The sequence below is a fragment of the Bradyrhizobium sp. 1(2017) genome, assembly GCF_011602485.2.
Taxonomy (GTDB): domain Bacteria; phylum Pseudomonadota; class Alphaproteobacteria; order Rhizobiales; family Xanthobacteraceae; genus Bradyrhizobium.
Genome location: NZ_CP050022.2, coordinates 6,159,008 through 6,175,661, shown reverse-complemented (window position 1 = coordinate 6,175,661; position 16,654 = coordinate 6,159,008). Strand labels below are relative to the sequence as shown.

The window sequence follows — 16,654 nt, the reverse complement described above, 5'->3', positions numbered from 1 at the left end:
ACGAGGCGGTGGCTTATGAGGACGTACCTTGGCTGATAGAGTGACGACATGGCATTTCGTGTCTTGATCGTCGGTGGCACGGGGCAGGTGGGGACTGCGGTGGTGCGCGCCCTGACCGCGGAACCGTCCTGCATTGAAGTCGTGATGGTCAATCGTAGGTCAATTTCCCTGAGCGCTGATGCCCGTGTGCGGCAGGTGGTTCTGGATACGGCGGCCACCGAGTTTCCGTCAGAGGTCACCAAGCTTGCCCGGAGCATGATTGCGCAAGGCGATACTGTCTTTGGGGCATGCTGTGTCGGAGTCGGTCAAGGCAGCCTGAAGTGGAGTGAGGAAGAGCTAAAGGCGCTCGAAATCGGCGCGGTTGGTGACTTTGCCCGCGGTTGCCGGGCTGGAGGTATCACACAGTTTTCTCTGCTATCGGCGGTCGGAAGCACCTCGCAAAGCAGGGTTCGTTACGTGCGGGTCATGGGGCTCAAGGAAGAGACGGTTCAAGCGATCGGTTTCCAACGTCTGGCAATTTTTCGGCCCGGAATCATCGCGGGCAATGCTCACACGCCACGCTATGTCGCCTGGTTGGGCCGTCTGATCCCTGGACGGTTTGGCGTGATCGAGCAGGATGATATCGGACGCGCCTTTGTCGCAGAGTTCATCAGCAGCTCGGCCCGAAACGGGGTCGTGTATCTCGAAAACAGGGAGATGAGACAGAGGTCTCAAGCACTCAAATAGACGCTATCCGCTTAGTCAGGGACATTCCGGGCAGGTATCGCCGATCGATTCCAACACCCGCGAACCTCGGCCACCGCTTCATCAGTGGAGACTCGTGCTGGCGGGTCTCGACAGGCGGTCTCAAAAGCGCGCTCCCGCGCATGCCGGTCGGCACGATCCTGCATCCAACCATGCTTCTCGCATTCGTGGATGGCGCCGGCTCCCTGGATCACATGGATCTCGCATTCGTGCAATGTCCGTTTCCGACGTCCCAGTTCACTCGTCATCAGCATCGAAATGGCTCCTGATAGGACAGCGCCCGCCATTCGTACCCCTCCTATGCATGGCTGGGAATGGCGACGAAGGGAGCTTGAGGTCTGGATTCCGATAAGCGGCTGCGAACTGTGCGCTCGAGGTTATGCGACCGCGATGGATGGCGGTCGAAAGCCAAAATTTGCGACCTGCAACGCACAAGGAAGAGCGGAAAGGCATCTTCCAGTGCGCTAGAGTCCAATCGGCGTCGCGAACACAAAGGCTCGCGATGAAGTTCATATTCATCAAACTTGTTCCTGTGTTATTTCTATCTGGGCGCGTGCGGCAATCGCCGCACCGGGCTCTGGTGAACCGAACCGCTTCGCGTCTCGGCCTTCGGCTTCGATTCCTCGCGCAAGCAGTAGATATAATGTGTCGCTCGCCGGAGGCACTCGCACGAAGGGCTGCCGCTTCGCGGCACCGCTATCACTGCCCGTCGCGCGGGTGCCTTGTTAAACCGGTCTCGCGACTGCACTCGGTCCCGGGTCCCGCCGCGTACCGCGTCGGCGCTATGCTGACCCTCCTGCGGGTGCCTCTTTTGATTTTCTCACTCTTGCTCTTGTTTTCGATTGGCTAGTTTTAGCCTGCGCTGGCTTGCTCGACATTCCATCGCTCGAAGTCTCAGGGGCACTGCCCCTCGCGCCCGCCAGGGTAAAGCGCCGGCTGGCGCCGGCGCCGACCCGAGCGGTCTCCCCGGTCTTCCGGGCTACCGCTGGGTCGTCACTTTCTCGAACGGCTCACATGCGCCCGTGCAGACCCGCTTCTATCGAGCGGCCCTCATCGGGCGGGTGATCCCCCTCCGCTCGGGTCGCCCTGGCACTTGCTACCCCCGATCTCGCCGACGGGCAGGGGTGCAGGCGCGTGGTGCGCCTTGCACCCATGGAAGCAAAAGGAAGAATGATCATGTCGGCAAACCACGTTGAAATCATTCCCGCGAGCGGGGCGGAGGTTTTCATTCCGCTCAACAAGCTCAAGAAGTCACCGAACAATGCGCGCAAGATGCCGCACAGCGAGGCGGCGATCGAGGGCTATGCGGCGAGTATTGCCGCCAAGGGCATCTTGCAAAATCTGGTGGTCGAGCCGGAGTTGGATGAGGAGGGAGCCGCTACCGGATTCTATCTCGTGACCATCGGCGAGGGCAGGCGGCTTGCCCAGCTTTTGCGGGTGAAGCGGAAGGAGATCAAGAAGACCGAGACGATCCGCTGCATCATCGACACCGCAAATGACCCCCACGAGATCAGCCTGGACGAGAATGTCACCCGGGAAAACATGCATCCGGCCGACCAGTTCGAGGCGTTCAGGCGGCTTGCGGAGGAGCGTGGCTTCGGTGCGGAGGAGATCGCCGCGCGCTTCGGGGTGACGCCGCATGTGGTGCGGCAGCGCCTGCGTTTGGGGGCCGTTTCCCCAAATTTGGTCCAGCTCTATCGCGACGGCGATCTGACCCTTGAGCAGTTGATGGCCTTTGCCATCACCGACGATCAGGGCCGGCAGGAGAGCGTTTATGAGCGCCTGTCTCACGACCGTGATGCCAGCACCATCCGCCGTCTCCTCACCGAAACTCACATTGCCGCAACTGATCGCCGGGCGCGGTTTGTCGGGCTGGAGGCCTACGTGGAGGCGGGCGGGACGATCCTGCGCGATCTCTTTACCGAGGATGGCGGCGGCTATCTCGAAGACGTAGCGCTGCTCGATTTGCTGGTGACGGCACGGCTTGGCCGCGAGGCGGATGCCTTGCGGGCGACCGAGGGATGGAAGTGGACCGAGCCCCATCTCGACTTCCCGCACGCCCACGGCATGCGTCGCGCCTACCCGCATCCGGTCGAACTTTCGGCGGAGGATCGGTCCGCCCTTCATGCCGCTCAAACCGAGTTCGACTGGCTGACCGAACAGCATCAGACGGCCGAGGAACTACCCGATGAGGTGGATGCTCGGTTCGGTGAACTGGAGACCAAAATCGAGCAGCTGGAGGCAAAGCGGCAGGCCTACGATCCCGGCGATGTCGCGCGCGGAGGTGCGTTCGTCATCCTCGATCATGACGGCACCATCAGGATCGAGCGCGGTTTCATCCGTCCTGAGGACGACAAATCCCGTGCAGAAAGTGGACAGGAAGGCGAAGCTTCGGTCTCGGATGAGGAGGGAGAAGGAGACGATCAAGCCACGCGCGATGGTGACGGAGAGGGCGGAGAGAACGAGGACGAAGACGAAGAGGAAGAACAGCGACTGTCCGACACCCTCGTTCGTGACCTCACCGCGCATCGCACCTTGGGGCTGCGTCTCAACCTGAGTGAGCAGCCGGACGTTGCCATCGTGGCTGTTACGCACGCGCTCGCCGCCCAAATCTTCTATATCGGGGCCAATGCCCATGTGGTCGGCATCCAACCCGTGAAGACGGATTTGGCCACGCATGCGACCGGAATCGAGGACACTCCGGCTGGCAAGGCGTGGTCGGATCGCCATGCCAATTGGGCGAGGCAGATGCCGCGAGACGTCGCCAGGCTGTGGGACTTCGTAACCGAACTCGATCACGACAGCCGCATGGCGCTGTTCGCCCATTGTACGGCATTGACGGTCAACGCGGTCAAGTTGCCATTTGACTTGAGGCCGCGTGCGTTGATCGCGGCCAGCCGTTTGGCCGAGGCCGTCGCCCTCGACATGACGGGATATTGGCGGCCGACGGTGCGGAATTATCTGGGCCGGGTCACCAAGGCGGGCATCATCGAGGCTGTGCGCGAAGGTGTTCCCGGGGCACCTCAAGCACGATTTGACGCGTCGAATTGTGGAATTGATCGAGCTCTTAGATGCGATTTCGTTGGGCGGTTCGCGAGCTCAATCGTTGTCTACGCGGCCAACTACTATCGCCGAATTCGACTTGATAGCGGACCACGACCACGCTTCAGATACGAAACCGAGCCGCTTGCCGAACGAAATAATCTGGTCAGGATCGCGAGAAAGTCGAGGTGACGCGTCCGCCGAACCGTCGCCCAAAGCGCTGTTCTGCACGGTGACGGGTGCTCTGCGGCAAGGCCTGTTTCCTTCGCCCGAAGAGGACGATTCCCTGCTTATGGCGCTACGACCTATGGCAGCCGCCCCCCATCCGAAACCTTCGCACGCTTCCTTTTTTCCCCGCCGGCAAGCCGGCTCCTCGCGGCCGCTTCGCTGCAAAAAAGGAGCGTACTCGGGTGCTCCGCTGTGCTTCGCCCCAAGGGTTCGGATGGGGGCCGGCCGCCATGACGGTCTCGCCATCGCAGGGCATCGGCGCCTTGCGGCAACGAAGGAGACAGACCATGACCGCGATCGGATTCGTTATCCGCGGTCTCTTCTCGAGGGGAGCTGCGTCACGCACTGCGTCGACAGCTACGAATTTGAGGTCAAGCTCGGCCGGATTGGTAATCGCAGGCCAAGAGACCGAAGACCTATCTGCGACGGGTGCGGCAGGCGGCTGAAGAGGCCGGTGTCGGCTTGCATCGCACGTCAAGCCTTCGGGCGACCGGGTGGGACCCGGGCGCGCACACGGCACGGTGCTGGCCGGACGGGGAAGAGGCCAGGGCCAACGTCGTGTTGTGGTCAAGGCGCGTCTAGTGCGCATAAAGAAGAGCTGCCGCTCGTCTTATCCGAGCGCACCAGCGCGACGTCCAGCGCGACGGCGTATCGCAAGCCGGACGGGCCACATGACGCGAGAGCTAAACGGCGGCGGGCTTCTGCATAAGCGCGGCTCTTACGTGCTGCACTGCTAGCTCGAGTGATCTCAAGAGCTCATCTAGTTCCGTCGATGAAGCCTCCTCCAGCCGGAGATTGTTTGGGCTGACGGCCTGCGAGACTAACTGGTCTATCGTGGCGACGGAGGGGGGACATGACAACGCCTCGTTGGACGAGCCGAAGATGTTGGACACTATTTCCCCTGCAGGAGTGATCTTGGTGAATATCTCGAGACCCGTCGTGATTGCCTGCTCGAGCATCAGTATAGGAAGTTCGACACTCGTCAACGTATGATCCAGTCCCGTCGCCCGATAGCCAACGAGGGCGAAACGGCCATTGGGTCTGTTGACGAGATCTACAAATGGATCAACCGTCTGAGGCGGAGCATCGACCATAAGAAACACTCTGAATAGGTCGACAATACCTAGTATACTAGGTGGAGATCAAGTAGTGTTTAGGGCCGTCTTGCCGCATGAAGTTGCGGCGATTGGTAGCCAGGAATCTTCGGCGTCTGCGACGAAAAGGCGGCCTCACTCAAGAAGAGTTGGCTGATCGAGCAGGGCTGAATCGCAACTACATCGGTATGATTGAGCGTGAGGAAAACGCGCCAACCGTCGACGCGCTTGAGCAGCTTGCAGAAGCGCTCAATGTCGACCCCGTCGATCTATTTCAGTAGTGGAAGTTACGGCGCTACATATTCCAATGAATTGCAGACCCGATCGCATAGAGCGTTCCACCCACTAGAGCGTGCTGACGCGCAGCATGGTGTGGAGGTAACGCATTTTTCTTATCTCCTTGGGAACGTTTGCGGATTTTCCGTCGTTACAGGCGGGACGGGGCACTAAATAGCAGCAAATTGCGCCAAAGGGCAGGGATTGCGGGCGGTTTGCGGGCGACTAAAAGCACTTCTGTGCCCTTTGCGTTCTCAACTGTTCGGGAGCTTCATTGCTCCATGCAAATCGAATCTCTTTCCATCGAAGAACTCGCCGCCCTGAGAGACAAGGTCACTCAGACACTCGCTGACAAGGTTGCCGCGCGCCAGAAAGAGCTTTTGGCGGAGTCAGAAAGGGTTGGGGCGCTCGTTCAAGAAGCTCCTTTGCGTAACGGGTTCGGCTTACGTGGGTTTTAGCCGGCCCTTCGCGCTCGCTGGCCTGGCTCTGACCGCCTGTGCGGAGCCCTCGATGGTGGAGACCATCAACACCTCAGTGAACAGCGACCATCCCTACAGCCACTACATCCGGAAGCTTACGTATGCCCGGGTTCTCAAGCCCGGAGAGCCCGGCAACTGCACCGACATCGCCTTCACCAAGAAGACCGAGCTGGCCAAGCAGGGCATTCACGCCACCATGTGGGCCTGCAACCTCAAGAGCGGTGAGGGGCACGCCTTTTTGCTGCTCGATGATGGCCGGGCGCTAGATAACCGGTTTAATGAGATAGTGAGCTGGGGCGAGGTTGGATGCCGTTAGGTATCACCATTTGGCCTTCCTATTCCTTTCAGTGAGCATCGACTTTGCAGTTTTGTGGAAGTCCATAACTGTCTTTCCATAGGGAAGTTTCATGCTTTCGGGAACGTTGGAGTCCAGCGAAAGTAACTGGATCGTGTGTGGGTTTCGCGAAATCATGATGGTTGGGATCTCCTGCCAACCTTCAGGCTGAAGACTGCCCCTCAATGCGCGCCGGGTCGCGTTAGTGAGAATATCGACCATCTCCAGACCAGGCTCCGGGTCTTTCGAGAAGCGCAGGCTTTCAGATAACACCAGACCGAGGTTCATCGGCTTCGGGCCGTCCGGCTTTGGATTCAGTATATCCCTCATGAAGTCGGAAATTTCGTCGAACTCAAATCTCTTCATGTGCGAGTAATCGCCGATTTTGATGGCGCCCATGGGGTCGCGCGCCATCTTGCTTTGAAGGGCCGGCTTGATGAACATCGTCCACCATTCCTCCCAGGGCGTCGGGATGGAGTTGTCGCCCTTGGCATCAATCACCCAGTGGAAGGCTGAAAGCTCCATTGGACGTCTTTGGCAGTAGTACATCGTCCCATGCTCAAGGACGCGGTCGATCAGCTCGAATATGATCGCGCTCTGAATGTTGAGCTGTAAGCTGTAGTTCTCCAGCTCGTGGCGAGCCTTCCAGACCGCATCGATCATCGACTGATGGTGTTTGTCGGTGAGGCCATTCGTCATCGCTTCTGCGCGGGCCGCTTGATTGCGCCGGATACCGTCTTCGGTGTGTAGGCCGAGATCAATAGCGGCGACCTCAAAGATGACGTCGTGATGCCGGAGGATCGGCATGAGCTTCGCGATATCCTTCTCGGACATCCGCTTTCCCTTGACCTCGCCCTTCTCGGTCGGCAGGTACTTACGCAGTTTTCCGTATTCGCGTTCCAGGCTGCTCTTGCGGGCATCAGGAACGATCAACGCTCCAATCATGGAGATGCTGAGGGGCTGGCCTATCCCGGTAAACGTGCCGGTCTCGTCGATGAAAATATGCATGGGTACGCATAATAAACGTGGCGGGCAGTTAGATTAGGTAGTGGAGTCCAGTCGGGGTCGAGTTAGACCTGATCGATAAACGTCAAAGCCCCACTGAGGATTATCCCGTTCGGCGTTGTGGGTGAGCGGTGTTTGTCACCGAAGAAGGTTCTTACGCCAGCCAAGAACGCGCCAGCGTAGTTGTAACCCGGCTTTCCCGCCGTGGCGGTAAAGTGAGCCATGGATTCCTCGTGTGAAACGTATCTATGGCCGTAGTTTCTGTAGGCAGCGACGCGATACCTGCGCGAGCGGTACGTATCCAGAGGAACAATCCGCGTCCCAGTCGTAACGACTTCCCAAATGTTCTTGTCGCCGATGTAGTGAGCAACATGGCTGAACGGACCGTGCGTTCCGAGAGCAATGACCTTGCTCAGCAAGCTTTGTCGGTCGAAAGTGAACAGGGCGTCGTCAGGCTCTAGCGCTCTTTCGAAGCGCGACCACTGTTCGAAGTATTCGTCATCTGTGGTGTACGAAACATCCGGAGGAAACAGCTCGCCAGAGAGGAACGGTGCATAGTTATGCATCTGTATGAAGTTCGTAGCGAATCCGAACATTGTCGGGCGCCAACGGTATTTCAAAAGCATCTTGGCTACGTACGGAGCAATTGGGTCGGGCACACCACGAACCACCAAAGCCTCAGGTTTTAGCTTAAGCTCTTCGAGCGAAATGCTCCCGACGATACCTCGGAGAAATAGCGCGCGCTTATCGTCGATCACATAAGCCTGCTGATTTACACCCTCCTGCATTAGGATCTTAGAGCGTTTATCGAAGTAGAGGACAATGTCGAGGGGTTTTAGCACCGTGTTTGGAGTGATTTTCTCGGGCTCTATTCGCTCGTAGCGCGGGTCGTTCGGATCTCTGATGCCGGGTTGAATAAAGATAGCGTCACTGAAATCTCCTTCTGGAGCCTCCGGTGCATCATGGCCAGGGGTTGGTGGCGGAGGGCTCTCGTTACGCATGATTCTCAACCTTTAAAAGCTGGGTTATACTGCAGGTTGAGATCACAAAGAAGACTGCACGGCGGGGCCGGGTAGGGAGACCTCCTATAGAGCCAGACAAGGTAGCGGAGCTGCAGGAGCAGTATTTGGACCTATTGAGGTTGGGTCGAAACGAGAGGGAAATCGACGCCGTACCGGGTATGGTGTCTTGGCCAACCCGCTACTTGTGGCTGGCGGACAAGAGCTTTTCTACACGTCGGTTAGAGGCACAGGCCCAAGGCGTTGAATTAGGTCTGGTTGCGCATGAGGAGCGCTGCCTGCATGTCTACGATAATCCGACAATTGAGTCTCCCCGTAGCAGTGCGAGCGAGCGCGATTATGAACAGCGTCAGCGCGCCACATCAAAATCGTGCGGGAACGGAGGAAAAATATGTCGATCAGGGCCCTCGCGCTTCCCCTAATCAATTCCTTCATCGTCTTAGCCGCCGCCGTTAGTCAGGCCGGTCTGGCGCAGGCTCAAACCCAAACTGCCCAGATCGAAACTGTTCAAACACCGATTGGCGGCGTGAAGCTCCAGTTTGGCCTGCCAGCCAACGAAGCCGAGGAGCGTCGCATCTATGATCAGATGGATTTCCAGCGCGCGACGCAGGCTTACATCTGGGCTATTCCTTTTGTCGCGATGGCAGAGTGGAAGCATGCGCACCTGAACGAGATTGGCGCCGCCGAACTTGAAACCGTTCTCTATCTCGACTTCAAGGACAAACTCGGTATCCTGACCGCTAATCTCACCACGCCTTACCTCATCACCTTCGGTAATCTGGAGAAGGGCCCAATCGTTGTGGAGGTTCCCGCCGCAAATCTCGGCGGCATGATCATGGACTTCTGGCAGCGGCCGATGACTGATCTGGGCCAGGTGGGACCCGACAAAGGCAAGGGCGGAAAATTCATGCTCGTCGGACCGGGACAGACACCTCCCAACGACACGACCGGGTATTTTGTGGTGCCAGTCACAACCAACAACTTCTTTGCTGGCGTACGGGTTCTCGATCCAGGCGCCGAGAATATGGCGGCCGCCCAGAAGGGCTTCCGATTCTATCCCTACGCCCAGCGAGCGAATTCGCCCGAACAAAAGAGCCGCAAGGTCGACGGCAAGAAATGGTCGCAGGTGCAGCCGCGTGGCCTCGCGTATTGGGAACGGTTCAACGAGTCCATGCAGCAGGAGCCGGTACAAGAACGTGACCGTCCGGATACCAAATGGGCACCGTGATCATGTTCGATCCGAGCCAGGAAAAACGCAACTATATCGAGATCGACGAACGTGCTGATTACTTTTACGAGGCCGTCACGGCATCGGACGCGATGGTCACCAAGATACCAGGCGTTGGCTCCGCATATCTGGGCGCATATAAGGATCAGAACAACAACTGGTTCGACGGCGCCAAGACCTACCGACTGCGTGTGCCCTCGGACGTACCTGCCAAGAACTTCTGGTCATTCACGGTGTACGACACCTACGACCGGGTGCAATTGAACAACCCGACACAGCCGGCCGATATATCGTCGCGCAAGGAAGCTTGAGGAAGAACGCCGACGGCACCGTCGATCTTTATGTCGGTCCAAAAGCCCCGGCGGGCTGGGAGAACAGCTGGATCGAGACAATTCCAGGCAAATCGTTCTTCGCTTACTTTCGTCTTTACGGCCCGGAGAAGCCGTATTTCGAGCGCAGCTGGAAGCTGCCGGACATCGAGGAGGTCCAGACGAATTCCGGTGCTACGACCGGCCGAAATTAAGAGCGACATCGTTTCACGACATGTCGGCTTCTGGCCCATCGCGTCAGTTGGTCGATGCAGCGGTTTGTCTGCAGTTGTGGGTAAAGCCGACCTGGCAGCTGAGCGCCCGGACTTCTCAGTTTGACCCATAGCGGACTAGAGCTACGGCCCTTGAGAGGGTGGACTAATCTGTGAACCTATATCGCTCGGTCCATTTATGCTGAACTCAATTGAGTGCCGCGATTTAGCGGCGGAATGCCCGCGCGAGAATCGGAACTCTTCCAGCTGGTTCAGAGACGCGAAGGCGAACGGCGCCCCTACCAGCGAGCATCGCGGTCCCCGGAACGTTAAATCGATTACCACGTTTTCCCGAACGCGGCGAAATGACCGCGTTTCAGGTGGAGAAGCACCAGCTTGCATCCATTGCCCGCGAGCTGGTGCCTTTTCGCACCTCAGTCGGAAGGCCCGCAGGTCTGCGCCGATATCTGGCCAGCGGCGTTGAACCTCAAGACCGCGCTGACCAAGCCGTCGCGCGCAAGGTAAGAGATCAGAGCTCCTTCACTGGCCTGCTGCAATTGTCGAGCCTCGACGCGGGATATTCGACCATCCGGTCGACCCAATACGCGCGGCGACCTTCGGACCCTGTAATCGTCTTCATGCCGCCGCAGCCGCAGAGGAAGATAGCATCTTCAGCGTACATTCGCAGAATGTTCTCAACATCGCCGGCACGGTAGGCGTCTAGCCAATCGACCGCCGCGGCCATCGCGTCAAAGGACATCCAAGCACCTCCGCCAAGAGACGAGATTTGGCCGGGGCACCAGCTAAGTCTCTTCACCAATCGGTTCAGGAATATGGGCGTTCTCGCGCGGCTAGGGCCATATGCCGAAAGTCATAGCGTCAACGAAAGTGGAACGGTTGGACGGGTATCTTGTTTTCCCGTCGCCCTATCCCCTAGGGCGACAACGCCAGCTTCATCACGCCGCATACGCACGAAGCTGCGGTCTTCGCGGCAAGCGGGAGATGTTGATGCAGGACTCTCGCACGATCCTTTTGGTCCAACGGCTGAACGACCTCTCTTCCCAACTGTCAGATTTGGAAGATCTACGCCTTCGAGTCGAAGAGGCGGAACGACGTATTGGGGCTGTGCCTACCCAGCCCTCAACCGTCTCGCGTGAGGCTACATCTTACGTGCGCCCCTTGGCGGCCGTTAGCAGCACGACAATCTGCGGTATCTCTCGATCAAGGCGCCGAAAGTCATAGGGCCGCTACTTCCCGCTCGCGCCTAGACTCAAGCTGTCGAAGCGACCCGCCCGCAAAGTTCCCCGTACCTAAATTTAACATCTGTCATTGCTCAGCGTATCTTTTGGTACTGTACGCCGCTCGTTGCCATGCTACTTTTTCCCGAACATGGGGCGGCAATGGACGTGCTGAAGCAAGCTGCGGAACACTTGGAGGCTACGGATTGCCCGAATTGCCAAACCGCCATGAGGTGGTTTCGATCGGAGCTTGTTCGAGACGCGCCTGCACCAATAATCGCAAGCCTTTTCGTGTGCCCCAACTGCAAGCGGGCTACGCGATCTGATTCGAAACTCGCACCCGCTCGCGTTTTACCTGACAAGCTGGCTGTGCCTCGTTTCCAGCTGATCATTACGGATAAGCCGGAGGTCGTTCGTTCCCAGAACTGAGCGGTCCGTTGTCCCCCTAAATGGAATGAACCTTAGGAACCTACAGGACACGGGCCGCCGATGCCGCTTTACCGCTTCGATATCCATCATGACGGCGGCGTTGTTATCGATGACGACGGGATTGATGTTGTCGATGTAGGCGCGGCCGAGACGTTAGCCCTTGAGACTCTAGGCCAAGCTATCCTCGATGACGCCCGCAACCGCAGGACCGGTTTAACCAAGATTGAGGTGCGAGACGACGAAGGCCGAGTCGTGGCTTCAGCCTGCGCCACAGTCTCGCTGGAACGCTTACTCCTTTCAGAGGATTGACGGTCGCCTATTGGCCCTTAGCTGTTGCTGCGCTGCCTGCGCAATGTCGGCTTTTGACGAGGGTTCGGTAACTTTGAGCTAAGGTATTAACTCCGCCAAAGCGATTTCTCTGCCATCAAGTCGATCCTTAATTCTGAAGGCTCTACAATGACGTTGATCCGGCTTGCAATTGCCGCAGCGAGTGCATCTCTCCTGCTTGACGCGACCGCCCTTGCTGCGCCCCCCTATTCGTTTTCTGATCATCCGTCGCAGGACGGCCGTTGTATCGGAGACAACGGCCTCGGTGACATTGATCGGTCAGAGAAGGCCTGTCTTGAACAGGTCGGTGAGCTGGCCCAGCGCGTCGGCCCGGGTCTGCAGTTGAATTTCAGGAACGGAAAGACAAGAATTTATCTCAACGAGGAAGCAAAGTGTCAGAGCAATGAGGCCGAGGGCTGCGTCAAATATCAGCTGACGGGGTATTTTCCCGAGCACGACCTTGTCTTGATCGAAGTCGATTATTGGGAAGGTGCGAGCTGGCTACTCGTGAGGGGCAAAACGGGCGACGCCACAGAAATCGTTGCGCCCCCTCACTACTCGCCGGACAGGCGCTGGCTCGCTTCCGTCGCTTCGTCGATCGGCCCCGCCGGACCTCCTGACGGAATGGATATTGTTCCAAGCACGCCCGATCCATCCTCCAAGGAATGGCACTATCGCACGCCGGACGACGGGCAGTGGTTCTATGAGTTTACTGGCTGGGACGGGGAAACGCGCGTCAAACTTCTTGCATCTTCTCTCGGGCTTCCCCAACGAACTGTATCGACTTCTATCGAGCACCGGAATGGGGATTGGCATCTGAGAGAGCCACGATGAGAACCGGCCACTTCAGCTTCTGGGCCCTTAGCCGAACAAGGTTGATACCATTGTGGTGTCGGCTATCGGCGGCGGACCGGTCGCGGGGCCGCGCGCACCTCGACCGCCGCTTGTGCCCCTTACCGGACATCCTATGTCATCGAGCCCGTCTTTCGAAGTGGCACCTTGTCATTCTACGTTGGAGGGGTGCGAACTCATCAGTTCGACAAGTTCACATTGAAGCGAGCCTCGCTCACCTGGATCAATAATCCCACCAGGTCGGGACCCAACGGAAGACATCGCCTGCGAGCGCTACCCGGCCGATAGACGGAAACGGCATGTGCGTGGCCACCAGCCATGAGCCGGTCTCGACTAACTCCCGCATGAGTCGGATCCGGACGCGGGTAGCCTCCTCAGGGTCATGCTCGAAGCCGTTGTGCCATTCGGGGTGGTCGAACGAGACTGGGAAGATGGCATCGCCAGCGAACATCAGCTGGTCCCCACCGGACGTCAGGCGGACCACGCTGTGCCCGGGGGTGTGGCCGCCGGTGCGGCTGACGACCACGCCCGGCGCCACCTCTTGCTGTTCCTCGAAAATGCACAACTGATCGCGGTATTTGTCGAGGAATTGTTTTGATGCTCGCCGCGCGAGGTTGGCGAGCTCGGGCGGCATGGCGGTGCGGGAGAAATCGGGCGTCGCCCAGAACTTGACCTCGGCCGCGGACACGTGGATCCGGAGGTCCGGACGCAGCCGCTCCTTCACGCCGTCGACGAGCAGCCCGCCAACGTGGTCGAAGTGCATGTGTGTCAGGACCACGTCTGTCACTGACCCAAGATCGATGCCGGCGGCCTCCAGTCGCAAACCTAGCTGCCCGGCCCGCGGAAAGTCCGGGTATTCCACCCCAAGCCCACTGTCGACGAGGATGGTTTGGTCGCCGCTGCGCACCACGACCTCGTTCAGCGCCCAATCAAATGCCTCTCTGGACAAAAACATGTCGTCTAACCAAGCGCCGCGGGCGGCTGGGTCGGCGTTGGTAGCCATCGACTCGGCTGGCGGCGTCAGCACCCCATCACTTATCACCATCACGTCGATCTCGCCGACGCGTAGTGCGTAGCGCGAAGGAACCAGTTCGTCAGATCGGACCTTCGAGCTGAGCTTCATTCCCTGCTGCGGGTCGCGGATTACATGATTCATTTTCAAACTCCCAATTGATTTTGTTTTCTAGCGCCGTTTAACCGGCGACGAGCGCCTGGAACTCCAGTTGCTTGGTTCGTTTCAACTGTTCGATACTTGCGATCTGTACCTTCTCAAAAGCTTTCCATCGCGGCTCGATAGTTCGGCATGGTAAGGGCGTAGATATCAGCAACTTCTGCTGCCTCGACAATCATCAAAGCCCTGCCGCAGCCGCTGCGAAGAATATGGGTCACTGCGCGCTCCTATTGAGAGTTACAAAACGTATCACTGGGTTGAGTTCGCTCCTGAAGGCGGAGAGCTTATGAGTTGATCGCGAGTTTCTCTTCGATCATCCATCGTCTCCCTGTGTATCTTGGAGGGTGACGATCTTTTAATGGACTAGACTTGCCTTTGCGCCAGAGGGATTGCCCTCATCATCGAGCAATTGCTACTTACGTACTCGCGTCCGCCAAACGCTCGGGGATTCTCCAGTTAGCTTTTTGAAAGCCGCGGCGAACGCTGTCTGAGAGGCGTAGCCGAGCGCCGCGGCGATGGAGAGGATTGAATCATCAGTTTCGCGCAGCATCTGCATCGCTTGTTCGAGCCGGTGCTGCCGCAACCATGCATGTGGCGAGACCCCAGTGCTCTCCTTAAAGGCACGGCAGAAGTGGAACCGCGACAAGGCGGCATCCGATGCGAGCGCGGAAAGTGAGAGGTCCGCGTCTACATCCGAGCGCAGGCGTTCAATTGCGCGGGCCAGAATCTTGGGCGACAGCCCGCCGATAATCGGCACTGGCCTTGAAAAGGAGCCCGAGTACGCGGCCAGTAGACGTGTCGCGACAAGATCAGTGAGCTGATGCCTGAATAGCGAGTCCAGTACTGCACTGCCGTCCAGAGCACCAACTGCACTCAGCAGCAATCTTGAGGTTATGAGGTCCGGATTCGCGGTTCGCTCGACAAGGTCGTCGGGGCCGGCCATGCCGGCCTCTGCCGCAACGCGCAAGAGCGTAGTTTGCGGAAGGTAGAGCTGCACAACGGTCAACGGCTGAAAAATATCCCATCGCGAGGTCGAGCCCGCTGGAATGACTGTAACTGTTCCGCTGCGAGCCGTTCCAGTCACATGTTCTTTCCCGGAGCGTCTCTCGAATCTCGATGGCGCTCCGGGAAAAGCCATGATGACATGATCGGCCATGGCCCCGACTACGTCGTGTAGAGGATCATGCTTCCAAAACGTGATTGCGCCGCTTGAGGAATCCTTTGCCATGCTAACAGGCTTGGTCCTGAGAACCCGCGCCATCTCTGCATCCGCGTGAGGGCGCTTGTTGAACGAGGGGGCAGGAGCGTCCGGTTCGGAGCTATCCGGCTGCCCCTGAGAGCCTTCGCGCAGGATCGGGCCTCGCCTCACGGTCATGTCCTCAAGCTAAGAGGTTTCGATTGAACGTGTTTCCGCGGCTTCTAGAGTTCCAACAGTCCGTCGTCTTGCCTAAAGTTGCCACCTTTGTCTAAAGCTGCCATCTTTGTCTAAAGCTGCTATGTCCGTGCAGGTCAGAGATTGCGACCATCAGACGATCTTGTGTAGGCAGGAACTGAACTTACTTGTTCGTCAATCGAACTCCGGTACCAGAACAGGGTCGCGCGGCTGCCCCTAAGCGGTTTATTAATATCCGCACTGAGAACGAGTAGTCTCGCCACGATTTAACAGCGAGAGCTGACTTCAATGAGTAGAGCTGGCGCCTTCGGAGAGAGACACGGACAGTTCTTGCGTCAAGTGGACACTCCGCCGTCCATGATCACGCGATTACCGCGAGGCATCAAACTCGCAGTAACCGAAACACGAAACGAAACTCCGGTGCCAGGTCTGTCGGGCCGATTTACCCGCGAGGAGGCCTATCTGGTCAGCCTGAAATTGCGCGACTACACCGAGTGCGAGTGCTGGGAGCGAGGTCGCTGTGTCATCAAGTCGGATATTCGTGCTGGTGCGACCTATTTGTATGATTTAGAACGCGATCCGCAGTATGTGATCAACAAACCTTATCATTCCATCTTTTTCTACCTGACGCGCTCAGCACTCGACGACATCGCCGGACAGGCTATCGGATCCCGCATTAGCGGGCTCCTCTACCAGCCTGGCGTCGGTGTTGACGACCTCGTTATTCGGCATCTGGGATCGTCACTGATGCAAGCGTTGCATCGTCCGGAGGAAGCTAATCAACTATTCGTCGATCATACGATGATTGCGGTCACGGCGCATATCGCGCAGGACTATGGCAGGCGTTCGCGCAGGGTTAAACTCACTCGCGGCGGTCTTGCGCCGAGGCAAACTAGGCTTGCCTGCCAAAAAATCGAATCTGATCTTAGCGGAAGGCTCTCGATGGCGCAGATCGCGGCTGAGTTCGATCTTTCAGTGAGCCACTTCTCACGAGCATTTCGAGTTTCCACCGGGCTTCCGCCACATCAATGGTTACTGCGACAGCGCGTGAAAGTGGCACAGCAGCTAATGACCATTCGCGACTTACCGTTAGCCGAGATTGCAATATCTGCCGGGTTTGCCCATCAAAGCCATTTCACGCGTGTGTTTTCCTCGCTGGTTGGCGTCAGTCCAGCGGCATGGCGCCGGGAAATGCGACGGTCTGGGAAGAACGAAAGCTGATTGCGCGACAATTAAAAATCCGAGCGATTTGATTATGGCGCAACGTCGGCTTCT

Annotated in this window: 16 protein-coding genes; 11 read left to right on the top strand and 5 right to left on the bottom strand. The window is 58.0% G+C overall.

The window, feature by feature from the left end:
* Positions 1–48: 48 nt before the first annotated feature.
* The 5 genes from HAP40_RS29375 (at position 49) to HAP40_RS29350 (ending at position 6,179) form a co-directional block, all read left to right on the top strand.
* A complete protein-coding gene (locus HAP40_RS29375; protein WP_166814503.1) occupies positions 49–726 on the top strand; it encodes an NAD-dependent epimerase/dehydratase family protein in 678 nt (225 codons plus the stop codon).
* Positions 727–1,920: 1,194 nt separating this feature from the next.
* Positions 1,921–3,978, top strand: coding sequence for a ParB/RepB/Spo0J family partition protein (locus HAP40_RS29365; protein WP_246741256.1), 2,058 nt, complete (start codon positions 1,921–1,923; stop codon positions 3,976–3,978).
* A gap of 1,207 nt (positions 3,979–5,185) precedes the next feature.
* On the top strand, positions 5,186–5,389 hold the full coding sequence (locus tag HAP40_RS29360; RefSeq protein WP_166814504.1) for a helix-turn-helix domain-containing protein: 204 nt from the start codon (positions 5,186–5,188) through the stop codon (positions 5,387–5,389).
* A 276-nt stretch (positions 5,390–5,665) separates the two neighbouring features.
* Positions 5,666–5,842, top strand: coding sequence for a hypothetical protein (locus tag HAP40_RS29355; RefSeq protein WP_166814505.1), 177 nt, complete (start codon positions 5,666–5,668; stop codon positions 5,840–5,842).
* A gap of 52 nt (positions 5,843–5,894) precedes the next feature.
* The gene (locus tag HAP40_RS29350; protein WP_166814506.1) at positions 5,895–6,179 is read left to right on the top strand and encodes a transglutaminase-like cysteine peptidase; all 285 of its coding nucleotides are present in this window, start codon (positions 5,895–5,897) and stop codon (positions 6,177–6,179) included.
* A gap of 3 nt (positions 6,180–6,182) precedes the next feature.
* Here HAP40_RS29350 and HAP40_RS29345 read toward each other — a convergent pair whose 3' ends face one another.
* Both HAP40_RS29345 and HAP40_RS29340 read right to left on the bottom strand, forming a co-directional pair.
* Positions 6,183–7,205 (bottom strand): hypothetical protein, encoded by a 1,023-nt coding sequence (locus tag HAP40_RS29345; RefSeq protein WP_166814507.1) that lies wholly within the window; start codon positions 7,203–7,205, stop codon positions 6,183–6,185.
* Positions 7,206–7,267: 62 nt separating this feature from the next.
* Complete coding sequence (locus HAP40_RS29340; protein WP_166814508.1) at positions 7,268–8,203, bottom strand: hypothetical protein; 936 nt, start codon at positions 8,201–8,203, stop codon at positions 7,268–7,270.
* Positions 8,204–8,612: 409 nt separating this feature from the next.
* On the opposite strand from HAP40_RS29340, the gene HAP40_RS29335 reads away from it, so the two are divergent.
* Genes HAP40_RS29335 through HAP40_RS29325 form a run of 3 tightly spaced genes read left to right on the top strand, consistent with a single transcriptional unit; the run spans position 8,613 to position 9,972 of the window.
* The gene (locus HAP40_RS29335) at positions 8,613–9,449 is read left to right on the top strand and encodes a DUF1254 domain-containing protein (RefSeq protein WP_166814509.1); all 837 of its coding nucleotides are present in this window, start codon (positions 8,613–8,615) and stop codon (positions 9,447–9,449) included.
* Positions 9,437–9,760, top strand: coding sequence for a DUF1214 domain-containing protein (locus tag HAP40_RS29330; protein WP_166814510.1), 324 nt, complete (start codon positions 9,437–9,439; stop codon positions 9,758–9,760). The genes HAP40_RS29335 and HAP40_RS29330 overlap by 13 nt, the downstream gene beginning before the upstream one ends.
* Positions 9,757–9,972, top strand: coding sequence for a DUF1214 domain-containing protein (locus HAP40_RS29325; RefSeq protein WP_166814511.1), 216 nt, complete (start codon positions 9,757–9,759; stop codon positions 9,970–9,972). Before HAP40_RS29330 ends, HAP40_RS29325 begins: the two co-directional genes overlap by 4 nt.
* A gap of 526 nt (positions 9,973–10,498) precedes the next feature.
* On the opposite strand, the gene HAP40_RS29320 is transcribed toward HAP40_RS29325, so the two are convergent.
* Positions 10,499–10,729 carry a nuclear transport factor 2 family protein gene (locus HAP40_RS29320; protein WP_246741257.1) on the bottom strand — a complete coding sequence of 77 codons (231 nt, stop codon included), beginning with the start codon at positions 10,727–10,729 and terminating at the stop codon, positions 10,499–10,501.
* Between the two features lie 967 nt (positions 10,730–11,696).
* On the opposite strand from HAP40_RS29320, the gene HAP40_RS29315 reads away from it, so the two are divergent.
* Both HAP40_RS29315 and HAP40_RS29310 read left to right on the top strand, forming a co-directional pair.
* A complete protein-coding gene (locus HAP40_RS29315) occupies positions 11,697–11,945 on the top strand; it encodes a DUF6894 family protein (protein WP_166814512.1) in 249 nt (82 codons plus the stop codon).
* Positions 11,946–12,092: 147 nt separating this feature from the next.
* Positions 12,093–12,797, top strand: a complete 705-nt coding sequence (locus tag HAP40_RS29310) for a hypothetical protein (RefSeq protein ID WP_166814513.1) — start codon at positions 12,093–12,095, stop codon at positions 12,795–12,797.
* Between the two features lie 241 nt (positions 12,798–13,038).
* Here the strand turns inward: HAP40_RS29310 and HAP40_RS29305 are convergent, their stop codons facing one another.
* Complete coding sequence (locus HAP40_RS29305) at positions 13,039–13,971, bottom strand: MBL fold metallo-hydrolase (protein ID WP_166814514.1); 933 nt, start codon at positions 13,969–13,971, stop codon at positions 13,039–13,041.
* Positions 13,972–14,398: 427 nt separating this feature from the next.
* Positions 14,399–15,361, bottom strand: coding sequence for a helix-turn-helix transcriptional regulator (locus HAP40_RS29300; RefSeq protein WP_166814515.1), 963 nt, complete (start codon positions 15,359–15,361; stop codon positions 14,399–14,401).
* A gap of 438 nt (positions 15,362–15,799) precedes the next feature.
* Here HAP40_RS29300 and HAP40_RS29295 point away from each other — a divergent pair, with 438 nt between their 5' ends.
* Positions 15,800–16,600, top strand: a complete 801-nt coding sequence (locus tag HAP40_RS29295) for an AraC family transcriptional regulator (protein ID WP_334270723.1) — start codon at positions 15,800–15,802, stop codon at positions 16,598–16,600.
* The last annotated feature ends 54 nt before the right edge of the window (positions 16,601–16,654 follow it).